Origin of the sequence: Sphingomonas changbaiensis NBRC 104936, assembly GCF_000974765.1 — a bacterium.
GTDB lineage: Bacteria > Pseudomonadota > Alphaproteobacteria > Sphingomonadales > Sphingomonadaceae > Sphingomonas_B > Sphingomonas_B changbaiensis.
Map to the genome: position 1 here is coordinate 18,616 of NZ_BBWU01000016.1, position 17,111 is coordinate 35,726.

The 17,111-nt window shown below is 66.2% G+C and carries 19 protein-coding genes; 15 read left to right on the plus strand and 4 right to left on the minus strand.

Translation table 11 applies throughout. From position 1 onward, the window contains the following. Positions 1–107: 107 nt before the first annotated feature. The 12 genes from rpsB to rpmE all read left to right on the plus strand — a co-directional run bounded on the left by rpsB (position 108) and on the right by rpmE (position 11,512). Entirely contained in the window at positions 108–881 is a 774-nt protein-coding gene (gene rpsB, locus SCH01S_RS03265; RefSeq protein ID WP_046347352.1) for a 30S ribosomal protein S2, read from the plus strand. 189 nt (positions 882–1,070) lie between these two features. Beyond that, entirely contained in the window at positions 1,071–2,021 is a 951-nt protein-coding gene (gene tsf / locus SCH01S_RS03275) for a translation elongation factor Ts (RefSeq protein ID WP_046347354.1), read from the plus strand. Positions 2,022–2,232: 211 nt separating this feature from the next. Then, positions 2,233–2,955: a UMP kinase gene (gene pyrH / locus SCH01S_RS03280; RefSeq protein ID WP_046347355.1), complete on the plus strand. Its 723-nt coding sequence runs from the start codon at positions 2,233–2,235 to the stop codon at positions 2,953–2,955. Between the two features lies 1 nt (position 2,956). Further along, entirely contained in the window at positions 2,957–3,514 is a 558-nt protein-coding gene (frr, locus tag SCH01S_RS03285; RefSeq protein ID WP_046347356.1) for a ribosome recycling factor, read from the plus strand. Beyond that, a complete protein-coding gene (locus SCH01S_RS03290; RefSeq protein WP_084689372.1) occupies positions 3,511–4,257 on the plus strand; it encodes an isoprenyl transferase in 747 nt (248 codons plus the stop codon). The genes frr and SCH01S_RS03290 overlap by 4 nt, the downstream gene beginning before the upstream one ends. Next, positions 4,254–5,039 (plus strand): phosphatidate cytidylyltransferase, encoded by a 786-nt coding sequence (locus SCH01S_RS03295; protein WP_046347357.1) that lies wholly within the window; start codon positions 4,254–4,256, stop codon positions 5,037–5,039. Before SCH01S_RS03290 ends, SCH01S_RS03295 begins: the two co-directional genes overlap by 4 nt. Then, positions 5,036–6,196: a 1-deoxy-D-xylulose-5-phosphate reductoisomerase gene (locus tag SCH01S_RS03300; RefSeq protein WP_046347358.1), complete on the plus strand. Its 1,161-nt coding sequence runs from the start codon at positions 5,036–5,038 to the stop codon at positions 6,194–6,196. Before SCH01S_RS03295 ends, SCH01S_RS03300 begins: the two co-directional genes overlap by 4 nt. Next, positions 6,193–7,317 (plus strand): RIP metalloprotease RseP, encoded by a 1,125-nt coding sequence (gene rseP, locus SCH01S_RS03305; protein WP_046347359.1) that lies wholly within the window; start codon positions 6,193–6,195, stop codon positions 7,315–7,317. Before SCH01S_RS03300 ends, rseP begins: the two co-directional genes overlap by 4 nt. Positions 7,318–7,400: 83 nt before the next feature. Continuing rightward, positions 7,401–10,073 (plus strand): outer membrane protein assembly factor BamA, encoded by a 2,673-nt coding sequence (gene bamA, locus SCH01S_RS03310; RefSeq protein WP_046347360.1) that lies wholly within the window; start codon positions 7,401–7,403, stop codon positions 10,071–10,073. Next, entirely contained in the window at positions 10,073–10,720 is a 648-nt protein-coding gene (locus SCH01S_RS03315) for an OmpH/Skp family outer membrane protein (RefSeq protein WP_046347361.1), read from the plus strand. The genes bamA and SCH01S_RS03315 overlap by 1 nt, the downstream gene beginning before the upstream one ends. Then, a complete protein-coding gene (fabZ, locus tag SCH01S_RS03320; RefSeq protein WP_046347362.1) occupies positions 10,720–11,199 on the plus strand; it encodes a 3-hydroxyacyl-ACP dehydratase FabZ in 480 nt (159 codons plus the stop codon). Before SCH01S_RS03315 ends, fabZ begins: the two co-directional genes overlap by 1 nt. Before the next feature lie 82 nt (positions 11,200–11,281). Continuing rightward, a complete protein-coding gene (rpmE, locus tag SCH01S_RS03325) occupies positions 11,282–11,512 on the plus strand; it encodes a 50S ribosomal protein L31 (protein WP_046347363.1) in 231 nt (76 codons plus the stop codon). A 153-nt stretch (positions 11,513–11,665) separates the two neighbouring features. Here rpmE and SCH01S_RS03330 read toward each other — a convergent pair whose 3' ends face one another. Continuing rightward, entirely contained in the window at positions 11,666–12,151 is a 486-nt protein-coding gene (locus SCH01S_RS03330) for a hypothetical protein (protein WP_046347364.1), read from the minus strand. 59 nt (positions 12,152–12,210) lie between these two features. Next, positions 12,211–12,846 (minus strand): carbonic anhydrase, encoded by a 636-nt coding sequence (locus SCH01S_RS03335; RefSeq protein WP_046347365.1) that lies wholly within the window; start codon positions 12,844–12,846, stop codon positions 12,211–12,213. 66 nt (positions 12,847–12,912) lie between these two features. On the opposite strand from SCH01S_RS03335, the gene lipA reads away from it, so the two are divergent. Together lipA and SCH01S_RS03345 are read left to right on the plus strand one after the other, a co-directional pair. Continuing rightward, entirely contained in the window at positions 12,913–13,866 is a 954-nt protein-coding gene (lipA, locus tag SCH01S_RS03340; protein WP_046347366.1) for a lipoyl synthase, read from the plus strand. A 52-nt stretch (positions 13,867–13,918) separates the two neighbouring features. Next, positions 13,919–14,410: a type II toxin-antitoxin system RatA family toxin gene (locus SCH01S_RS03345; protein ID WP_046347367.1), complete on the plus strand. Its 492-nt coding sequence runs from the start codon at positions 13,919–13,921 to the stop codon at positions 14,408–14,410. Here SCH01S_RS03345 and SCH01S_RS03350 read toward each other — a convergent pair. Continuing rightward, positions 14,341–14,898 carry a CinA family protein gene (locus SCH01S_RS03350; RefSeq protein WP_046347368.1) on the minus strand — a complete coding sequence of 186 codons (558 nt, stop codon included), beginning with the start codon at positions 14,896–14,898 and terminating at the stop codon, positions 14,341–14,343. The two genes, SCH01S_RS03345 and SCH01S_RS03350, sit on opposite strands and share 70 nt — an antisense overlap. Next, complete coding sequence (locus tag SCH01S_RS03355; RefSeq protein WP_281174944.1) at positions 14,895–16,046, minus strand: bifunctional 2-C-methyl-D-erythritol 4-phosphate cytidylyltransferase/2-C-methyl-D-erythritol 2,4-cyclodiphosphate synthase; 1,152 nt, start codon at positions 16,044–16,046, stop codon at positions 14,895–14,897. The genes SCH01S_RS03350 and SCH01S_RS03355 overlap by 4 nt, the downstream gene beginning before the upstream one ends. A gap of 66 nt (positions 16,047–16,112) precedes the next feature. On the opposite strand from SCH01S_RS03355, the gene dusB reads away from it, so the two are divergent. Then, positions 16,113–17,111, plus strand: coding sequence for a tRNA dihydrouridine synthase DusB (dusB, locus tag SCH01S_RS03360; protein ID WP_046347369.1), 999 nt, complete (start codon positions 16,113–16,115; stop codon positions 17,109–17,111).

Here is a 17,111-nt window from a genome sequence, read left to right on the forward strand (position 1 = left end):
GCCGCTAAGGGCCGCCGCATTCCACATGGAAGGCGCTCATACCGGTGTCCTGGACCCGTCCGGGATCACTGCCTTCCAGAGGTATAACCGGGTAAGGAGAACATCCTATGGCGGCTCCCACCGTCTCTCTGAATGCGCTTGTCGAAGCGGGCGCGCATTTCGGCCACCAGACGCATCGCTGGAATCCCAAGATGAAGCCGTACATCTACGGCGAGCGGAACGGCGTGCACATTCTCGACCTGTCGCAGACCGTGCCGCTGTTCGCGCGCGCGCTGGACTTCATCAGCTCGTCGGTCGCGGCCGGGGGCAAGGTGCTGTTCGTCGGCACCAAGCGCCAGGCGCAGGAGCCGATTGCCGAGGCCGCGCGCCGTTCGGGCCAGCATTTCGTCAACCACCGCTGGCTGGGCGGCATGCTCACCAACTGGAAGACGATCTCGAACTCGATCAAGCGTTTCAAGGCGCTGGAAGAGCAGCTGTCGGGCGACACGCACGGCCTGACCAAGAAGGAAGTGCTGCAGCTGACCCGCGAGCGCGACAAGCTGGAGCTGTCGCTGGGCGGCATCCGCGACATGGGCGGCATTCCGGACGTGATGTTCGTGATCGACGCCAACAAGGAAGAGCTGGCGATCAAGGAAGCCAACACGCTGGGCATCCCGGTCGTCGCGATCCTCGATTCGAACGTCTCGCCGGACGGCATCGCCTTCCCGGTGCCGGGCAATGACGACGCCAGCCGCGCGATCCGCCTGTATGTGGACGCGGTCGCCCAGGCGGCGACGCGCGGCGGCCAGCAGGGCCAGGCCCAGCGCGGCGTCGACATCGGTGCAATGGCCGAACCGCCGGCCGAGGAAGCGCTGAGCGAAGGCGAGCCCGCGGCGGCTTAATAGCAGAGCCGGTTCGGGCTGAGCTTGTCGAAGCCCTCCCTTTCTTTCGTCGTCTCGGCAAGAAGAAGGGAGGCCTTCGACAGGCTCAGGCCAAACCCGACTTTGGGCGCGGCGCGAGCCGACCCAATTTGCAACATCGGCCGGGCAGAGTGCGTTGCGCCGCCTGAGCCGCACCAAAGGAGTAGAAACATGGCGGAAATCACGGCCGCGATGGTCAAGGATCTGCGCGAGCGCTCGGGCGCCGGCATGATGGACTGCAAGAAGGCGCTGGCCGAAACCGGCGGCGATATCGAAGCCTCGATCGACTGGCTGCGCGCCAAGGGCCTCGCTTCGGCGGGCAAGAAGGCGGGCCGGACCGCGGCCGAGGGCCTGGTCGGCGTCGCGACGGCTGGCACCAAGGGCGTCGTCGTCGAAGTGAACTCCGAGACCGACTTCGTCGCCAAGAACGAGCAGTTCCAGGCGTTCGTGCGCGACGTGACCCAGCTCGCGCTCGAGACCGGCGACAATGTCGAGGCGCTGCTCGCCGCGACCATGCCGTCGGGCAAGAGCGTGCAGGAAGCGCTGACCGAGAACATTGCGACGATCGGCGAGAACCAGAATGTGCGCCGCGCCAAGTCGCTGAGCGTCAACCAGGGCGCCGTCGTGTCCTATGTCCACAACGCCGCGGCGCCGGGCATGGGCAAGATCGGCGTGCTGGTCGCGCTGGAAGGCGATGCGCCGGCAGACAAGATCGAAGCGCTCGGCAAGCAGCTGGCGATGCACATCGCCGCGGCGAACCCGCTCGCGCTGACCGGCGATGGCATCGATCCCGCGATCATCGAGCGCGAAGCCGCGATCGCCAAGGAAAAGGCCGCCGACAAGATCGCCGGCAAGCCGCCCGAAGTGGTCGAGAAGATTGTCAAGGGTCCGGTCGACAAGTTCCGCAAGGAAAACGCGCTGCTGACCCAGGCGTTCGTGATCGACGGCAAGACCCCGGTCGGCGACGTCGTGGCTTCGGAAGCGAAGGCCGCCGGCGGCGGAATCGCGATCAAGGACTTCGTCCGCTTCCAGCTGGGCGAAGGCATCGAGAAGCAGCAGAGCGACTTCGCAGCCGAAGTCGCTGCGACGGCCGGCGTGAAGAAGTCCGAGCCGGTTGCTTGACGAGCATTCCTCTCCCTTGAGGGGAGAGGAACAGCGTAGCTTGGCAACATGTTGCCTAGCGGAGCCAGGAGAGGGTGGTTGGCCGCGTACCACAGCACCCTCTCCCCGCTCGCGCCCGCAGGCGCGAGTCGCCCTCTCCCCTGCAGGGAGAGGGGTTTTCTTGCGGCTTTCCGCTGACTAAGACACCCTGCATCGTCCCGATCGGAACATCATGACTCGCCCTCGCTTCAATCGCATCCTCCTGAAGCTGTCCGGCGAGGTTTTGATGGGCGACGGGCACGCGATCGATCCCGCCGTCACCGCCCGCGTCGCGCGCGAGATCGCCGATGTGAAGGCGCAGGGTTATGAAGTCTGCGTCGTCGTCGGGGGCGGGAACATCTTCCGCGGGCTTGCGGCGGCCGCCAAGGGCTTCGAGCGCGCGACCGCCGATTATATGGGCATGCTGGCGACGGTGATGAACGCGCTCGCCGTGCAGAACGCGCTGGAGCAGATCGGCGTCGATACCCGGGTCCAGTCGGCGATCCCGATGTCGTCGGTGTGCGAGCCCTATATCCGCAGGCGCGCCGAGCGGCACCTGGAGAAGGGCCGGATCGTGATCTTCGCCGCCGGGGTCGGCAGCCCGTATTTCACGACCGATTCGGGCGCCGCGCTCCGCGCCGCCGAGATGAAGTGCGATGCGCTGTTCAAGGGCACGTCGGTCGACGGCGTCTATGATGCCGACCCGAAGAAGGTTCCGACCGCCAAGCGTTTCGAGACAATCAGTTACGACCGCGTCCTTGCAGACAATCTGAAGGTGATGGACGCATCCGCCGTGGCCCTGTGCCGCGACAACAATATTCCGATCGTGGTGTTCAACATCCGCGAGCAAGGTAATCTTGCGCGGGTGCTGGCCGGCGAAGGCACCGCCACGATCGTGCAGAGGGAAGGGGACTGAAATGCCCGCATTTAACAAGAGCGATCTGGAGCGCCGCATGCACGGCGCGGTCGAGGCGCTGAAGCACGATCTCCAGGGCCTGCGCACGGGGCGCGCCTCGACGACCCTGCTCGAGCCGGTGCATGTCGACGTCTATGGCGCGAGCATGCCCCTGAACCAGGTGGCGACGGTCTCCGCGCCCGAGCCGCGCATGCTGTCGGTGCAGGTCTGGGACAAATCCAATGTCGGCCCGGTCGACAAGGCGATCCGTTCGGCCGGTCTGGGCCTCAACCCGATCGTCGACGGCCAGATGCTGCGGCTGCCGATCCCCGACCTGACCGAGGAACGCCGCAAGGAACTGGCGAAGCTCGCCTCACAATATGCGGAAAAGGCGCGCATCGCTGCGCGCAACGTCCGCCGCGACGGCATGGATGCGCTGAAAACCGACGAGAAGAAGCACGAGATCAGCGAGGACGAGCGCAAGCGCCACGAAACCGAGGTGCAGAAGATGACCGACTCCACAATCGCGGAGATCGATTCCGCGACCCACGCCAAAGAGAAAGAAATCCTCGGCAAGTGATCCCGCTCAAGGCCAGTCCCGAACTCGTGCCGGTCGGCGGGGCGGATACGCTGCCGCGCCACGTTGCCATCATCATGGACGGCAACGGCCGCTGGGCGAAGGCGCGCCGGCTGCCGCGGGTCGCCGGCCATCGCCGCGGCGTCGAGGCCGTGCGCCGGATCGTCCGCAAGGCGGGCGAAATCGGACTCGAGGTGCTGACGCTCTACGCCTTTTCCTCGGAGAATTGGCGGCGGCCGATGGAGGAAGTCTCCGATTTGATGGGGCTGCTCCGCCACTTCATCCGCGCCGACCTGAACGAGATCGCCGGGGCGGGCGTGCGCATCCGGGTGATCGGCGATTATCGCGCCTTTCAGGACGATCTCGTCAAGCTGATCGACGACGCGATCGCGCGGACCGCGGCCAACACCGGTATGACGCTGGTGATCGCGCTCAATTACGGGTCGCACAACGAGATTGCGCGAGCGACGCGGGCGCTGGCGGAGCGGGCGCGGGCGGGCGAGATCGATCCGGCATCGATCACGGCTGAGGCCATCACGGGCGAACTCGACACGGCGGATATTCCGCCGGTGGATCTGCTGATCCGCACCTCGGGCGAGCGGCGGCTGTCGAACTTCCTGCTGTGGCAAGCGGCGTATGCCGAATTGCTGTTCACCGACACGCTGTGGCCCGATTTCGGCGAGGCCGAGCTGGTCGAGGCGCTCGACGACTTCTCGCGACGGGAGCGCCGCTTCGGCGGGTTATGATCGAACGCAAGCGCGGTGGATCCGATCTGGCGGTACGCACCTTGAGCGGCATTGTGCTGATCGCTCTGGCGCTTGCGGCCCTGTGGGGCGGGGGTCTGTGGCTGTGGCTGCTGACCTCCGTTGCCGCGATGCTGATGCTCGCAGAATGGGGCGATCTGGTGCAGCCGGACGCCCGCCAGAAGAGGCTGGCGCTGTTCGCCGGCTGCGTGCCGCTGGCGATCATGTCGCCGTTGGCATCGGGGGTCAGCTTCTTCTCGCTGGGGTTGATCGTCGGCACCGCTTTCTTCGTGACGATCATCACGCGCAAGCCACGGCTCGGCTTCGGCATCGTCTATGTCGCGCTGCCGGCACTGGCCCTCCTGTTCCTGCGGGGGCGGGAAGACGGCTTGTTGCTCGCGCTATGGACGCTTGCGAGCGTGTGGGTGACGGACATCGGCGCCTATTTCGCGGGCAGGAGCATCGGCGGGCCGAAGCTGGCGCCCACCGTCAGTCCGAACAAGACCTGGGCGGGGCTGATCGGCGGCGTGGTTGCCGCGCTGATCCTTGGCCTGCTGCTCTGGCGCTTCGCGGGGCTGCCGCTGCAATTGGTGTTCGCGAGCCCGATCCTGGCCGTGATCGCGCAGATCGGCGATCTTTATGAAAGCTGGCTGAAGCGGCAGGCGGGGGTCAAGGACAGCGGCACGATCCTGCCCGGGCATGGCGGCGTGCTCGACCGTCTTGACGGGCTGGTGCCGGTTGCGCCTGCGGCGGCGGCACTGATCCTGCTGGATACTTTGCTGTGAAGCGCACCGTCAGCATCCTTGGCGCGACCGGATCGGTCGGCACGTCGACGCTCGACCTGGTCGAACGCGCGCCCGACCGTTTCGAGATGCTGGCGGTGACCGCCCGGTCCGATGTGCGCAAGCTCGCGGACATCGCGCGGCGCACGGGCGCAAAACTGGCCGTGGTGGCGGATGAGAGCCGCTTGCCGGAGCTTCGCGACGCGTTGAGCGGCACCGAAACAAGGGTTGCGGGCGGCGAGCGGGCGGTCATTGAAGCTGCCGCAACCGGGGCCGACTGGACGATGGCGGCCATCGTCGGTTGCGCGGGGCTGGAGCCGGTCCTCGCGGCGGTCGAGCAGGGCGGGACCGTGGTGCTGGCCAACAAGGAGCCGCTGGTCTCGGCGGGCGAGTTGATCCTGGCCGCCGCGGCACGGGCGGGGGCGACGATCCTGCCGGCCGATTCCGAGCATAACGCGATCTTCCAATGCTTCGACTTCGCGCGGCCCGAGCGCGTGCGGCGCATCATCCTGACCGCCAGCGGCGGGCCGTTCCGCGACTGGAGCAGGGCGGACATGGCGTCCGCGACCGTCGAGCAGGCCGTCGCCCACCCGGTCTGGTCGATGGGCGCAAAAATCTCGGTCGATTCGGCGACGCTGATGAACAAGGGCCTGGAGCTGATCGAGGCGGCGCGGCTGTTTCCGGTCGCGCATGACCGGATCGAGATCATCCTGCATCGCCAATCGGTGATTCACTCGCTGGTCGAATATGTCGACGGATCGGTGCTGGCGCAGCTTGGCTCGCCGGACATGCGGACGCCGATCGCGCATACGCTTGCCTGGCCCGACCGGATGGAGGCGCCGGTTACGCCGCTCGACCTCGCCGCGATCGGCCGGCTCGACTTTACTGCGCCCGATCCAGAGCGCTTCCCGGCGCTGCGGCTGGCGCGCGAGGCAGTGAACACGGGCGGCGCGCGTCCTGCCGTGCTGAACGCTGCGAACGAAGTGGCGGTTGGCGCGTTTCTGGACCGGCGCATCGCCTTCCTCGACATCGCCGCGATTGTCGAGAAGACGATGGAACGCTATGACCCGGCGGCGCCCGGCGCGATCGATGACGTGATCGCGATCGACCGCGAGGCCCGGCACAAGGCCGCTGAGGCGATGAAGGTGTTCGTCGATTGAACAATGCTCCCGGTCTGCTGCTGACCATCCTCGCTTTCCTGGCCGTGATCGGGCCGCTCGTGTTCGTGCACGAGTTGGGCCATTACCTCGTCGGCCGGTGGTACGGCGTGAAGGCGGAGACCTTCTCGATCGGCTTCGGGCGGGAGATTTTCGGCGTGACCGACCGGCGCGGCACGCGCTGGAAATTCGGCTGGCTGCCGCTGGGCGGCTATGTGCGCTTTGCCGGGGATATGAACCCGGCGAGCCAGCCCGATCCCGCCTGGATGATGCTGCCGGCCGAGGAACGCAATCGCACTTTCCAGGCCAAGCCGGTCTGGCAGCGCGCGCTTGTGGTGGCGGCCGGGCCGGTCACGAATTTCCTGTTCGCGATCCTGATCATCGCCGGCTTCAACCTGATCCAGGGCCAGCCGAGCGCGGCGCCGATCGCCGGCAAGATCATGCCCGGATCGGTCGCCGAGCAGGCCGGCTTTGCCTATGGTGACGTGTTCAGGCGGGTCGACGGCCGCGCGATTGGCAGCTTTCGCGACCTGACCACCTACGTCCGAAGCCATCCGGGAGCCCCGATCGACGTCGCCGTGCAGCGCGGCGATCGCGAGATCGCGATCCGGGTGACGCCGCGTCCGGTCCCGGCGCTCGACGAGCAGGGCAAGCCGATCAAGATGGGCGTGCTCGGCATCGAAGGTCAATTGGAGCCGATCGGGCCGATCACGGCGCTGCGGCTGGGAACCGAGCAGAGCTGGCGCATCGTCACGATGATGGCCGACGGGCTGGGACAGATCCTGACCGGCAGCCGATCGGCGAAAGAGCTGGGCGGGCCGCTGTCGATCGCGCGCTTTTCGGGCGAGGCGGCGAGCGCCGGTCCGGGCACCTTCGCTTATTTCGTCGCGCTCATCTCGATTAATCTCGGATTCATCAACCTGTTGCCAGTCCCTATGCTGGATGGCGGACATCTGCTCTTCTATGCGCTGGAGGCGGTGCGGCGTAAGCCGGTGGCGCCGCAGGTGCAGGAATGGGCGTTCCGTTCCGGCCTGCTGCTCCTTCTGGGGCTGATGCTGTTTGCGACGTTCAACGACTTGTCCGCCTTTGGCCTGTGGCGCGGCCTAAGCGGGTTGATCGGCTGAACGGCTTCGGGCAGGGCGCGAGCGACTTTTCCGCAATCCAAGGTTTTCGGGGTGGGTATCTGGTGACGGCCTCTTCTTCGCACATGTTCCGCAACCGGCCGATCCCCGCGCTGCTGGCAGGCACCATGCTCGCCGGCCTGTCGGCGCCGCTGGCTGCGCAGACTCCTGCCGCTGCCCCGACCGACGCTCAGCCGACCGCCCCCACACCGGCAGCTCCGGCCAGCACACAGCCGCCCGCTGCCGCGACGGCAGCTGCGCCGGCGCCCGCCGCCCCGATCATCATCAGCCGCATCGACGTGGTGGGGTCGCAGCGCATCGAGCCGGACACGGTTCGCTCCTACGTCAAGCTGCGTCCCGGCGACGTGTACACGGCAGAGGCGGGCGACCAGGCGATCAAGGACCTGTTCGCGACCGAGCTGTTCGCCGACGTGACGATCCGCGAGGCCAATGGCGTCGTGACGATCGAGGTCAAGGAAAATCCGGTCGTCAACCGCATCATCTTCGAGGGCAACAAGCGGCTGAAAGAGGACAAGATCCTTAAGGAAATCCGGCTCGCCCCGCGCCAGATCTTCACCCGCTCCAAGGTCCGCGCCGACGTCGCGCGGATCATCGAGCTGTATCGCCGGCAGGGCCGCTACGGCGCGACCGTCGATCCGCAGATGGTCATGCTCGACCAGAACCGCGTCGACATCGTTTATTCGATCGTCGAGGGCGGGAAGTCCAAGGTCCAGCAGATCAACATCATCGGCAACGAGAAGTTCAGCGACGGCCAGCTTCGCCACGAAATGGCGACAAAGCAGGCGCGGCTGACCAGCTTCTTCAGCTCGAACACCAGCTTCGATCCCGACCGGCTGGCCTATGACCAGCAGAAGCTTCGGCAATTCTACCTGACCCAGGGTTATGCCGATTTCCGGGTGGTCTCCGCCGTGGCCGAGCTGACTCCGGACAAGCGCGATTTCATCATCACCTATGTCGTCGAGGAAGGCGACCGGTACAAATTCGGCGATGTGAAGGTCGAAAGCGACCTGCGCGACTTCAAGGCCGATTTCGCCAAGTCGCTGATTCCGATGAAGAAGGGCGACTGGTACAACGCCAAGCAGGTCGAGGACACGGTCAACAGCCTGAACGAGACTGCGGGCCTGCTCGGCTATGCCTTTGCCGAGGCCGATCCGCAGTTCGATCGCGACCCCGAGAAAAAAGTGATGAACCTGACCTTCCGCATTGCGGAAGCGCCTCGGGTTTATGTCGAGCGGATCAACATCAACGGCAACACCATTACTCAGGACAAGGTGGTGCGCCGCGAGTTCCGGTTGCAGGAAGGCGACGCGTTCAACTCCTTCCAGGTCAAGCGTTCGAAGGAGCGCATCCAGTCGCTCGGCTATTTCCAGGAGAAATTCGAAATCGACCAGAAGCCGGGCTCCACGCCCGACCGGGTCATCCTCGAAGCCAATCTGGAGGAGAAGCCGACCGGGTCGCTGTCGCTGTCAGCCGGCTATTCGAGCCTGGAGCGGTTCCTGGTCAACGCGTCGATCGAGCAGACCAACTTCCGCGGCCTCGGCCAGTCGCTGTCCGCTTCCGTCAATTATTCGAAATACGCGAAGTCGGTCGAGCTGGGCTTCACCGAGCCCTATTTCCTCGACAAGAACATCGCGCTGGGCGGCAGCCTTTTCCGGCGCGACTATAACTCGTTCAACTTCATCAACGGCAATCAGCGCAACAACACCTATAGCCAGGTCCAGACCGGGTTCGGGTTGCGGCTGGGTGTGCCGATCACCGAATATGTCCAGTTCCAGGCCCGCTATGGACTGTCGTTCGACGATGTGAGCCTGTCCAAGGCGCTTTATTTCAGCGGCGGCAAGTGCGATCCGCTGCTCGCTGGCCGGTTCCTGTGCGATGCGATCGGCAACCGCACGACCTCGTCGGTGGGCTATTCGCTGGTCTATAGCTCGCTCGACAACGGCATCCGCCCGACGCGGGGCAAGCGGCTGGTCCTGAGCCAGGATTTCGCCGGCCTGGGTGGCAGCGTCAAATATCTGAAGACGGTGCTCAGCGCCGACAAATACGTGAATCTGGGCCGCGGCTTTGTGGTCAATTTCAGCCTGCAGGGCGGCTATATCCACTCGTTCGAGGGGACGCGCCTCGATGCGTCGGGCACCGAGGTCGATCCGGTGCGCCTGATCGACCGCTTCTATCTGGGCCAGCCGCAGATGCGCGGGTTCGACATTCGCGGCATCGGCCCGCGGGTCCAGCGCTATGCGTTCGACCCGACGACAAACTCGCTGATCACGACCCGCAAGCAGCTGCTCGCCGACGATTCGATCGGCGGCCGCGCCTATTATCTCGGGCATATCGAGATGCAGATCCCGCTCGGCTCCGGTGTCCGGGAGCTCGGGATCAGGCCGTCGGTGTTTGTGGACGTCGGTTCCGTGTTCGGCGTAAGGCGGCCGCCGCTGACCTCGCTGGAGGATTTCCGCGATCCGGCCGACAAGAAGATCAAGGCCCAGTGCCGCAACCAGAGCACCGGCGGCATCACGTTCCAGGGAGCCGATGGGACCTGTCCGGAGGGGGCGTTCGCAATCCAGCCGTTCGGGGAAGCATTTTTGGGGGATACGCCAAAGCCGCGCGTTTCGGTCGGTTTCGGCGTCAACTGGAACTCGCCTTTCGGTCCGTTCCGGATCGACATCGCCAAGGCACTTCTCAAACAACCCGGGGACGATACGCAGCTCGTCACCTTCAACGTAGGAACGCAATTCTGATGAAGACCATGATCAAGACGCTCGCCGCCGGCCTGGCGCTTTCGACCGCTCTCGTCGCGGTGCCCGCCGCTGCCCAGGTGAACAGCCTGGGCGTCGCCAATCTGGATGCAGCGGTGCAGCGCTCGACCGCCTGGACGACGGCTCTGTCGCAGATGCAGACCACCTATAAGGCGACCATCGATCAGCTGAACACGCGGGAAGCGGCGATCCGCACCCAGCTGCAGCCCCTCGTGACCAAGCTGCAGACGGACGCGAAGGCGCCCAACCCGAACCAGCAGTCGCTGCAGCAGCAATATGCGGCCATTCAGCAGCGGCAGAACGCAGCGCAGCAGGAGCTTGCCAAGATCGGCGAGCCGGTTGCGCGCGCGCGCGCCTATGTCGAGGAACAGATCACCGCCAAGCTCGATGACGCCTTGCGTGCCGCGATGACGAAGAAGAACGTCAGCCTGGTCGTGCGTCCGGAAGCCGCGCTGTCGTACCAGCCGGCCGCCGACATCACCGCCGACGTGACCACCGAGCTGAACCGGCTGGTGCCGTCGGTGAGCATCACGCCGCCGGCGAACTGGCAGCCGGGTGGCCAGCAGGGGGCCGCCCCGGCTCCCGCGCAGCCCGCCAACCAGCAGCAGAAGCAGCCGCAGGGCCGCTGATGTCGGACGCGGCCGAGGGGAGCGTGGCCATCGGTCCGCTGGACGTCACCAGGGTGCTGGCGGCGCTTCCCCACCGCTATCCGATGCTGTTGGTCGACCGGGTCGAGGAGATCATCCCCGACCGGTCGATCGCGGCCATCAAGGCGGTGACGTTTAACGAAGGCTTTTTCCAGGGCCATTTCCCTGGACGGCCGATCATGCCCGGCGTGCTGATCGTCGAAGCGCTGGCGCAGGCCGCCGGCGTACTCGCAGTCGAATCGCTGGGGCTGAGCGGATCGGGCAAGCTCGTCTATTTCATGGCGATCGAAGAGGCGAAGTTCAGAAAGCCGGTCGAGCCCGGCGTGCTGCTGCGCCTGGAGGTCGAGTTCGTCCAGAAGCGCGCGCGCGTGTGCAAATTCGCCGGCCGTGCACTGGTCGACGGGCAGGTTGCCGCGGAGGCGAGCTTCACGGCGATGATCGCCGATCCGCCGTCGGCATGAGGTTGTCAGGGTCGGGCGCTTCTGCTAGCGGCCCGCGTTCCTTTTAGGCTGGTCGGAACCAGCCGCTCCGGAGTTTAAGATCATGAAGAATGACACGCACCCCGATTATCACATGATCAAGGTGCAGATGACCGACGGTACCGTGTACCAGACCCGCTCCACCTGGGGTAAGGAAGGCGACACGCTGGCGCTCGAGATCGATCCGCTCGCTCATCCGGCCTGGACCGGCGGCCGCGGCCAGATGCTCGACCAGGGCGGCCAGGTCGCGCGCTTCAACAAGCGCTTCGGCGGCCTCAGCCTGGGCAAGAAGTAAGAGTCAAAATCCTCCCCTGCAAAGCAGGGGAGGGGGACCATGCGGAGCATGGTGGAGGGGCGTCGCGTAGCGACGGACTTAAACCTCCGCTTCGCTGCGGCCCCTCCACCGCCTTCCGCGGTCCCCCTCCCCGTTCCGGGGAGGAGCTTAGGCTCACCGCATGAAATCGGCCGGGTTCGGCGTCGGGCGGTTGCAGGCGAACTGGTAGCCCCGTTCGCAGTCGCGCGCCTGCATGCGCCAGACATACATGGCGTCGGCATAGGCGCGCTGCTGGCGGTCATATTGGCGCGCATTGGCGGCGATCCGGGAATCGCGCGAGCGCATCGCGTCGACCCATGCGGCCATGTCGGCATCATATTGGGCCTGCAGATCGGCGCTGATCGCAGCGGTGCTGCCGGTGGAGCTGCCCGACGTCATGCTGTTGGCGGCGGCCACCTCGCCCCGATTGGGCGCATTGATCGCCTCTGTGCGGACCTGCGGCTTGTCGTAACCGCGATCGACCGGCAGCGGCGTCCGCGGCGTTCCCGGATCCTCGTGCGATCCCGGTTGGGTCGGCGGGGTGGTTGGCGCGGCGGTCTGGGCGGCGAGCGGCGCGGCCAGCGCGAGCAGGGCCGCGCCTGCAATCAGGCGCTTCAGCATCGTTCTCTCCTCTCAACGAACAGCCGCCTTAACGGCTTGAGAGGCAAACCCGTTCCGATTCAGGCGGGCGCGAAGCGTCCGGTGCTTTCGTCGAGAAGGTGAAGGACACCGTCGGCAATCGCGAAATAGGCGCCGCGAAGCCTGAGCTTGCCCGCCGATTCTCGCACCGGGATGCATGGGAAGGTGCGCAGATTGGTGAGGCTGACGCGTACGCTTTCCAGCTCCAGCGCGCGGATCGCTTCGGGACCTTCACCCATGTCCGCCACGATCCGGTCGCGTGCTTCGTCGAGCATCGACATCCAGCGGGCGATGAAGCCGCCTTCGCCCGGCGGCGCGCCGCGGAATCGGCGGGTGAGCGCGGCATTGACGCCGCCGCACGCGCCGTGCGCCATGATCACGACTTCCTCGACCTCAAGCTGCGTGACGGCGAATTCCAGTGCCGAGGACACGCCGTGACGCAGGCCGCCCAACTCGAACGGCGGCACCAGCGCCGCCACGTTGCGGACGACGAAAATCTCGCCTGGCGAGGTGTCGAAGATGATGCTCGGGTCGACTCGGCTGTCCGAACAGGCAATGACCATCGCGCGCGGCGACTGGCCTTCCTTCAGCTCGGCCCAGCGCTCGCGCTGCTGGGACCATCCGGTGTCCCGGAAACGGCGATAGCCGGCGATCAGGTCTTCAAATCCTTGGCTCATGCAAACTGCGTTAGGAAGCTGACGCGGGGGTGGCAAGCCGGGTCTTGCCTCGCTATTTGCGCCTGCATGAGCGAAGCCGACCCGATCTTGCGCCCCGCGCGCGTCCGCAAGCCCGACTGGATCCGGGTGAAGGCGCCCACCAGCACCGGCTTTGCCGAGACCAAGCAGCTGATGCGCCGGCTCAACCTAGCGACCGTCTGCGAGGAAGCGGCGTGCCCGAACATCGGCGAGTGCTGGACCAAGAAGCACGCGACCGTGATGATCCTGGGCGACACCTGCACGCGGGCATGCGCCTTCTGCAACGTGAAGACCGGCATGCCGCGGGCCGTCGACGCCAAGGAACCTCAGCATGTCGCCGATGCGGCCGCCGAGCTGGGGCTGGAGCATATCGTCGTGACCTCGGTCGATCGCGACGACCTGCCCGACGGCGGCGCGTCGCAATTCGTGAAGGTGATCGAGGCGCTGCGACGCACGACGCCGAGCACCACGATCGAAATCCTGACGCCCGATTTCCGCAACAAGCATGAAGCCGCGGTCGAGGCGATCGTCGCCGCGCGGCCCGACGTCTACAATCACAACCTGGAAACGGTGCCCCGGCTGTATCCGACGATCCGGCCCGGCGCGCGCTATTATGCGTCGCTCAGGCTGCTGGAGAGCGTGAAGAAGCTCGATCCCTCGATCTTCACCAAATCCGGCATCATGCTTGGTCTGGGCGAGCAGCGGCTGGAAGTGCATCAGGTGATGGACGACATGCGCTCAGCCGACGTCGATTTCCTGACGATGGGCCAGTATCTGCAGCCGACGCCGCGCCACGCGAAGGTAGAGGAGTTCGTGCCGCCCAAGGCCTTCGACGCCTATGCCGCGATCGCGCGGGCGAAGGGATTCCTGCTGGTCGCATCCTCTCCGCTGACGCGGTCGAGCTATCATGCCGGGGACGACTTCGCGCGGATGCGGGCTGCGCGGGAAGCAAAGCTGGCGAACAAATTGCCGTTCGCTTCGAGCGAAGTCGAGAAGCGTTAGCTCCGTGTCGACGTATCTCGACTTCGCTCGATACGAACGGATGAGCGATTGAATGCCGCGTCACTCTGAAACCCGGCAGCTGCCCTACACCCCGGAGCAGATGTTCGATCTGGTCGCGGACGTCGGCCGCTATGCCGAATTCCTGCCTTGGGTCGCGGCCGTCAGGGTGCGATCGAACAGCGCCACGGAAATGGTCGCGGACCTGATCGTCGGCTTCAAGGCGCTGCGCGAACGCTTCACCAGCCGCGTGCACAAGGAGCGGCCGGACCATATCCGGGTCGATTACCTGGAAGGCCCGCTCAAGCATCTGAGCAACGACTGGAAATTCCGGCCGGACGGGAAGGGCGGGGCCCTGGTCGACTTCTGCGTTGACTTCACGTTTCGAAACCGGGTGTTCGAGGCGCTGGCGGGCCAGATGTTCGACACCGCGCTCCGCAAGATGATCAACGCCTTCGAGGAGCGGGCAGCCGTGCTCTACGGCGCGGGTGGGGCCGCCATCGGCGCGTCGGGCATCAGCAGCTCGAGCGCGCACAGCGCCGCCTGAAGGCGAATCCCGCCGCGGCCGAGATTGCCGAACTCCCGTCGTTCGGCCTTGATCTTGTCCGGCGGCGCATCGCGTTCGGCCCGGGCGAAGACCACGGTGCCGACCGGCTTCTTCTCCGAGCCGCCGTCCGGCCCCGCAATGCCGGTGATCGCAACCGCCACATCGACGCCGGCGCGATCCAGCGCACCCTGTGCCATCGCCCAGGCGTTCGCGATCGACACCGAGCCGAACGTCTCCAGCACGTCGAGGCTGACGCCGACCAGCTTCATCTTCGCGTCGTTGGAATAGGTGACAAGGCTTGCCTCGAACACGTCGGAGGAGCCCGGAATCTCGGTCAGCGCGGCGCCGACCAGGCCGCCGGTGCAGCTTTCGGCGACCGCCAGGCGGCGGCCGACAGCGCGGTTGGCTTCGATGACCTGACGCGCTTTGTCGACCAGCTCCTGCGGCAACAGGAGATCGACGCTGGGCTGGTCGGGGGCGGAACTCATTCGGAATCCTCGTAAAGGCTGATCGTCGCGACGGCCTGGGCCGCGATCCCTTCGCCGCGGCCGGTGAAGCCCAGCCGCTCGGTCGTGGTCGCTTTCACGCTAATCCTGCCGGGCGCAAGCCGCAACAGGTCGGCGATGCGCGCGCGGATGGCGTCCCGATACGGGCCGATCTTCGGCGCCTCGCAGATGAGGGTGAGATCGACATGCTCGATGCGTCCGTCGCGCTGCGCGACAAGATGCGCGGCATGCTCGAGGAACCGGGAGGAGGGGGCGCCGCGCCATTGCGGATCGCTGGGCGGGAAGTGCGTGCCGATGTCGCCTTCGGCGATTGCGCCCAGGATCGCGTCTGTGAGCGCGTGGAGGCCAACGTCGGCATCCGAATGGCCGAGCAGGCCCTTGTCGTGCTGCACGCGAATGCCGCCGAGCCAGAGCTCTTCGCCTTCGGCCAGCCGATGCACGTCGAAGCCCATGCCGGTGCGGAACGAGCGGGCGCCGAGGCGCGCTTCGGCAGCGGCGAAGTCCTCGGCGCGGGTGATTTTCTCCAGCATCGGATCTCCTGCGACCAGCGCCACGTCGAAGCCAGCGGCGCGCGCCATCTGTGCGTCGTCGGTCGGCTCTTGCTCAGCCCGCCAGGCGCGATGTGACGTCATGATGTCGTCGAAACGGAACGCCTGGGGCGTCTGAACGCGCACCAGCGCGTCGCGATCGACGACCTCGCCCAAAGCGGCGCCGTGCTTCGCGAGCGTGTCGGCGACGGGCAGGGTGGGAACGGCGCCGGGGCTGGTTTCGAGCGGCGCCAGCAGCCGGTCGATGACGGCAGTGGGGGTGAAGGGACGGGCGGCGTCGTGGATCAGCACGATATCCGCGCCGCCCAGCGCTTCGATTGCTTCCAGGCCCGCGCGGACCGACAGGCGACGGGTCGCACCGCCCGGCGCAATCCCGAGCAGCGGGCGGTCGCCGAGCGCGTCGCGCAGCGGTTCTTCCTCGCCGACGACCAGCACCGCATCCACGCCCGGGTGCGCCGCAAGCCGGTCAAAGGCATGGGCGACGAGAGGCCTGCCGGCGAGCATGCGGAATTGCTTGGGCACGTCGCCGCCAGCGCGTTCGCCTTTGCCGGCGGCGACGATCAGTGCGACGACCCTGTTCACGCGAGCCCCGTTAGCGGGCCCTTGCCTTGCCGAAAAGGGGCGGACTCGCTATGTGCCCACCTTCCCATGACGAAGCTCAAGCCCATCCAGGTCGGCCCGGTCAGGATCGACAGCCCGGTGCTGCTGGCGCCGATGACCGGGGTCACCGACCTGCCGTTCCGGCGGCTCGTGCGGCGCTACGGTTCCGGCCTCAACATTACCGAGATGATCGCCAGCCAGGCGATGATCCGCGAGACGCGCCAATCGCTGCAGAAAGCGGCCTGGGACCCGGTCGAGGAACCGGTGTCGATGCAGCTCGCCGGCTGCGCGCCGCGCGAAATGGCCGAGGCTGCGAAGCTGAACGAGGATCGCGGCGCCGCGATCATCGACATCAACATGGGTTGCCCCGTCAAGAAGGTCGTGAACGGCGACGCCGGCTCGGCGCTGATGCGCGATATCCCGCTCGCCGCGGCGATCATCGAGGCGACGGTCAAGGCGGTGAAGGTGCCGGTCACGCTGAAGACGCGGATGGGCTGGGACCATGCGAGCCTGAACGCGCCGGAACTTGCGCGGATCGCCGAGGATCTGGGCGTGCAGATGATCACCATCCACGGCCGCACCCGCTGCCAGATGTACAAGGGCGAAGCGGACTGGGCGTTTGTCCGGAGCGTTAAGGACGCGGTCTCGGTCCCGGTGATCGTCAACGGCGATATCTGCTCGATCGCCGACGCGGAGCGGGCGCTGGAGCAATCCGGCGCGGACGGGGTGATGATCGGGCGCGGCGCCTATGGCAAACCGTGGCTGCTGAAGCAGATGATGCATTGGTTCGCGCACGGCGTCGAGCTGCCCGAACCGACGATCGAGGAACAATATCATTTGATCGTCGAGCATTATGAGGCGATGCTCGCACATTATGGCGAGATGACCGGCGTCAACATGGCGCGCAAGCATATCGGCTGGTACACCAAGGGCCTGCCTGGCTCGGCCGAGTTCCGCAACCGCGTGAACCAGGAGCCGAGCAGCGCCGTGGTTCTGGGCATGTTGCGCGAATTCTACAGTCCGTGGCTGTCACGCGCCGCGGCCTGA

What these genes read in the sequence shown, in the direction of transcription:
- rpsB (WP_046347352.1), top strand. Translation starts at nt 108, where the DNA reads ATGGCGGCTCCCACCGTCTCTCTGAATGCGCTTGTCGAAGCGGGCGCG.
- tsf (WP_046347354.1), top strand. Translation starts at nt 1,071, where the DNA reads ATGGCGGAAATCACGGCCGCGATGGTCAAGGATCTGCGCGAGCGCTCG.
- pyrH (WP_046347355.1), top strand. Translation starts at nt 2,233, where the DNA reads ATGACTCGCCCTCGCTTCAATCGCATCCTCCTGAAGCTGTCCGGCGAG.
- frr (WP_046347356.1), top strand. Translation starts at nt 2,957, where the DNA reads ATGCCCGCATTTAACAAGAGCGATCTGGAGCGCCGCATGCACGGCGCG.
- SCH01S_RS03295 (WP_046347357.1), top strand. Translation starts at nt 4,254, where the DNA reads ATGATCGAACGCAAGCGCGGTGGATCCGATCTGGCGGTACGCACCTTG.
- bamA (WP_046347360.1), top strand. Translation starts at nt 7,401, where the DNA reads ATGTTCCGCAACCGGCCGATCCCCGCGCTGCTGGCAGGCACCATGCTC.
- SCH01S_RS03315 (WP_046347361.1), top strand. Translation starts at nt 10,073, where the DNA reads ATGAAGACCATGATCAAGACGCTCGCCGCCGGCCTGGCGCTTTCGACC.
- fabZ (WP_046347362.1), top strand. Translation starts at nt 10,720, where the DNA reads ATGTCGGACGCGGCCGAGGGGAGCGTGGCCATCGGTCCGCTGGACGTC.
- rpmE (WP_046347363.1), top strand. Translation starts at nt 11,282, where the DNA reads ATGAAGAATGACACGCACCCCGATTATCACATGATCAAGGTGCAGATG.
- SCH01S_RS03330 (WP_046347364.1), bottom strand. Translation starts at nt 12,151, where the DNA reads ATGCTGAAGCGCCTGATTGCAGGCGCGGCCCTGCTCGCGCTGGCCGCG.
- SCH01S_RS03335 (WP_046347365.1), bottom strand. Translation starts at nt 12,846, where the DNA reads ATGAGCCAAGGATTTGAAGACCTGATCGCCGGCTATCGCCGTTTCCGG.
- lipA (WP_046347366.1), top strand. Translation starts at nt 12,913, where the DNA reads ATGAGCGAAGCCGACCCGATCTTGCGCCCCGCGCGCGTCCGCAAGCCC.
- SCH01S_RS03345 (WP_046347367.1), top strand. Translation starts at nt 13,919, where the DNA reads ATGCCGCGTCACTCTGAAACCCGGCAGCTGCCCTACACCCCGGAGCAG.
- SCH01S_RS03350 (WP_046347368.1), bottom strand. Translation starts at nt 14,898, where the DNA reads ATGAGTTCCGCCCCCGACCAGCCCAGCGTCGATCTCCTGTTGCCGCAG.
- dusB (WP_046347369.1), top strand. Translation starts at nt 16,113, where the DNA reads ATGACGAAGCTCAAGCCCATCCAGGTCGGCCCGGTCAGGATCGACAGC.